Origin of the sequence: Streptomyces sp. NRRL F-5123, from assembly GCF_000721495.1 — a bacterium.
Taxonomy (GTDB): domain Bacteria; phylum Actinomycetota; class Actinomycetes; order Streptomycetales; family Streptomycetaceae; genus Actinacidiphila.
Map to the genome: position 1 here is coordinate 1 of NZ_JOHY01000139.1, position 3,045 is coordinate 3,045.

The 3,045-nt window shown below is 75.4% G+C and carries 2 protein-coding genes; both read right to left on the reverse strand.

Going from position 1 to position 3,045, the window contains the following annotated elements; translation table 11 throughout:
- On the reverse strand, positions 1-1,728 hold a 1,728-nt coding region (locus IH54_RS0138475), incomplete at its 3' end, for a type I polyketide synthase (protein WP_324607857.1).
- A gap of 103 nt (positions 1,729-1,831) precedes the next feature.
- The coding region (locus tag IH54_RS0138480; RefSeq protein ID WP_031526181.1) for a KR domain-containing protein at positions 1,832-3,045 on the reverse strand (1,214 nt) is incomplete at its 5' end.

Consider the following 3,045-nt stretch of genomic DNA (forward strand, 5'->3'; position numbering starts at 1 on the left):
CCACAGGGTGGGTTGGATGACGTCGACGCGTTCGGGGTCGGTGTCGCAGGTGCCGCGCAGGACGTCGGTGAGTGACCAGTCGACGTAGGGGGCGAGGGCCTGTTCGCATTCGGCGATGCGGGCGGCGAAGACCGGTGAGCCGTCGAGCAGGTCCACGCCCATCCCGGGCCACTGCGAGCCCTGACCCGGGAAGACGAACACCGGACCCGCGCCCACCTCGACAGCCGTCCCCCGCACCACACCCGGGTGCTCCGCGCCCTCCGCCAGCGCCGCGAGCCCCTCAGCCAGCTCGGCCGGGGTCCTCCCCACGACGGCTGCGCGGCAGGGGAAGGCGGCGCGCGTGGTCAGCAGCGACCGGCCCACCGCCGCCACCGGGACCTCGGGCCGCTCGGCCACCATCCGCGCCAGCCGCCGTGCCTGCTCGGCGAGGGCCTCCTCGCTGCGGGCCGACAGTACCCACGGCACCGGCTCCCCGTCGGTGTCCTGGGCGGCGGGTTCGGCCGCCTCCTCGACGGCCGGCGCTTCGGGCGCCTCCTCCACAATCACGTGCGCGTTCGTGCCGGAGATGCCGAAAGCCGACACGCCCGCCCGGCGGGCGCCGGATCCCGCGGGCCAGTCGACCGGCTCGGTGAGGAGCCGCACGGCGCCCGCCGTCCAGTCCACGTGCGGGGTCGGCTCGTCGACGTGCAGGGTCGCGGGCAGCGAGCCGTGCCGCATCGCCATGACCATCTTGATGACGCCCGCGACCCCGGCGGCCCCCTGCGCGTGGCCGATGTTCGACTTCACCGAGCCGAGCCACAGCGGCCGGTCCGCGGGCCGCTCCTGCCCGTACGTCGCGAGCAGCGCGTCCGCCTCGATGGGGTCGCCGAGCCTCGTGCCGGTGCCGTGCGCCTCCACCGCGTCCACCTCCGAGGCCGCGAGCCCGGAGTTGGCGAGCGCCTGCCGGATGACGCGCTGCTGGGAGGGCCCGTTGGGCGCGCTCAGCCCGTTGCTCGCGCCGTCCTGGTTGACGGCCGAGCCGCGGACGACGGCAAGGACCCGGTGGCCGTTGCGGTGCGCGTCCGAGAGCCGTTCCAGCAGGACCAGTCCGGCGCCCTCGGAGAAGCCCGTGCCGTCCGCCGCGGCGGCGAAGGCCTTGCAGCGCGCGTCGGGCGCGAGGCCGCGCTGCCGGGAGAACTCGACGATGACGTTGGGCGTCGCCATCACCGTCACGCCGCCCGCGAGCGCGAGGTCGCACTCGCCCGAGCGCAGCGCCTGCGCGGCCAGGTGGATGGCCACCAGCGACGACGAGCACGCCGTGTCCAAGGTGACGGCCGGTCCCTCCAGGCCCAGTGTGAAGGAGATCCGGCCGGACACGACGCTGAGGGCGTTGCCCGTCAGCAGGAAGCCCTCGGCGTCCTTGTCGACCGGCGGCGTGCCGAAGCCGGGCACGCCGGCGCCGGTGTAGACGCCGGTCGCGGTGCCCTTCAGGCTCGTGGGGTCGATGTGCGCGCGCTCCAGCAGCTCCCAGGCGGTCTCCAGCAGGATGCGCTGCTGCGGGTCCATCGCCGTGGCCTCGCGCGGGCTGATACCGAAGAACGCCGCGTCGAACTGCCCGGCGCCGGCCAGGAAGCCGCCCTCGCGGGCGTAGCTGGTGCCGGAGTGGTCCGGGTCCGGGTGGTAGAGCCCGTCCAGGTCCCACCCGCGGTCGGCGGGGAAGGGGCCGATCGCGTCCCCGCGCTCGGCCACGAGGTCCCACAGCGCCTCGGGGGAGTCGATGCCGCCGGGGTAGGCGCTTGAGGTACTGGCGCAGCTTGTCTTCCGTGGTCGTCGGCATCGGTTCCGCATCCCCTCAGGACGAGCCCAGTTGCTGGTCGATGAGCGCGAACATCTCGTCGTCCGACGCGGAGCCCAGGGCCTCCCCGTCGATGTCCGGCGCACCGGACGTACCGCCCTCCAGCCGGGAGAGCAGAGCGTGCAGCCGGCCGGCGATCGTCTCGCGGGCCTTCCCGTCGACCTCCCGGCCGCCGAGCGTCGCCTCCAGCCGCGCGAGGTCGCCGAGTACGGGCGCCAGCGGGTCGGCGGGCGCCGCCTGCCCGTCCGGGGCGAGCTTGCCGTCCAGGAAGCGGGCGGCGCTCTCCGCGTCGGGGTAGTCGAAGACCAGCGCGGCCGGCAGCCGCAGCCCGGTCGCGGAGGTGAGCCGGTTGCGCAGCTCGACGGCCGTGAGCGAGTCGAAGCCCAGTTCCTTGAACGAGCTGCCGGTACGGACCGCTGCCGGATCGCTGTGCCCGAGCACTGTCGCGGCGTGGTTGCGGACCAGGGCCACCAGCTCGCGCTGCCGCTCGTCCGCGGGGAGCCGGCTCATCCGGGCCGCCCAGCCGGCGGACTCGGCCTCGGCCGCGGTCCTCCGTACGGGCGCCCCCGGCGCCGTGAGCGCCCGCAGCAGGGCGGGGACCTCCGCGGCCGGGCGGCGGCCGAGGGCGCGCGGGTCGAGGTCCAGTGCGACCAGGGCGGGGTCGGTGTGCCGGACGGCGGCGTCCAGGAGGCCGAGGGCCTTCTCCGTCGACAGGGGCGTCGTCCCGGACCGGCTCATCCGGGCGTGGTCGGTGCCGGTGAGCTGCTGGGTCATGTCGCTCGCCGCGGCCCACAGCCCCCAGGCGAGGGACGCCGCCGGGCGCCCGGCACTGCGCCGCCCGACCGCCAGCGCGTCGCAATAGGCGTTGGCGGCGGCGTAGTTGGCCTGCCCCGGACTGCCGAGGGTGCCGGCGGCGGAGGAGTAGACGAGGAACAGGGCCAGCGGCAGGTGCGCGGTGGCCCGGTCGAGGGCGGTGGCCGCGGTGGCCTTCGCGCTCCAGACGCGTGCGAGCCGCTCCGGGGTCTGCGCGGTCAGGACCGCGTCGTCCAGGACGCCCGCGGTGTGGATGACGGCGGTGAGGGGGTGGGTGGGGTCGATGTTGTCGATGAGTGCGTGGAGGGCGTGGGGGTCGGTGGCGTCGGTGGCGGTGATGTGGACGGTGGCGCCGAGTTGTCGGAGTCGTTGGGTGAGTTCGGGTGCGCCGGGTGCGT